Source organism: Mesorhizobium sp. M7A.F.Ca.CA.002.15.2.1 (assembly GCF_003998715.1).
Lineage (GTDB): Bacteria > Pseudomonadota > Alphaproteobacteria > Rhizobiales > Rhizobiaceae > Mesorhizobium > Mesorhizobium ciceri.
Genome location: NZ_RZPI01001281.1, coordinates 1 through 437 on the forward strand (window position 1 = coordinate 1; position 437 = coordinate 437).

General features: G+C 62.0%; 1 protein-coding gene and 1 pseudogene. One reads left to right on the forward strand and one right to left on the reverse strand.

Annotation, left to right across the window (positions count from 1 at the left end; translation table 11 throughout):
* Nucleotides 1–138 (forward strand): annotated as a pseudogene (locus tag ENZ74_RS35610) (AraC family transcriptional regulator); the annotation flags it as partial.
* A gap of 70 nt (nt 139–208) precedes the next feature.
* On the opposite strand, the gene ENZ74_RS34140 reads toward ENZ74_RS35610, so the two are convergent.
* Nucleotides 209–437: NAD-binding protein (locus tag ENZ74_RS34140; protein ID WP_206522426.1), on the reverse strand; the 229-nt coding region annotated here is incomplete at its 5' end.

Consider the following 437-nt stretch of genomic DNA (forward strand, 5'->3'; position numbering starts at 1 on the left):
GTCCAGCAGGTCTCGGGCGATCTCGGCTATGGTTCCGTTACGGCCTTCATCACCATGTTCAAGAAGGCGCTTGGGAATCCGCCGGCCAAATACCTCAGCGGTATCGCGCAAAATGGCGGCTCTGCATTCGTGGCGTGATGCTCGCTTGAAAGGGTGGTCGAGCCGATCACGTTGCCAGCGTGCGAGAGTGCAGCTTGGGCTTTGGGACTCAGGCCACCGACGGCTCGGCGGTTTCGCGCCTCAACTCCGGTTTGGAACCGAGAACTTCTTCCACAATCCCGCGCGCAATCTCGCGCTCGCCCATGATCACCGTATCGGCGCCCAAACCCTTGAGATGTTCGACCTCGGCATCGGAATGGGCACGGGCGATGACGTTGATAGCGGGATTGGCGGCGCGGGCGCGGAGCACGATCTGGCCGGCTTCGAAGGCATTGGGG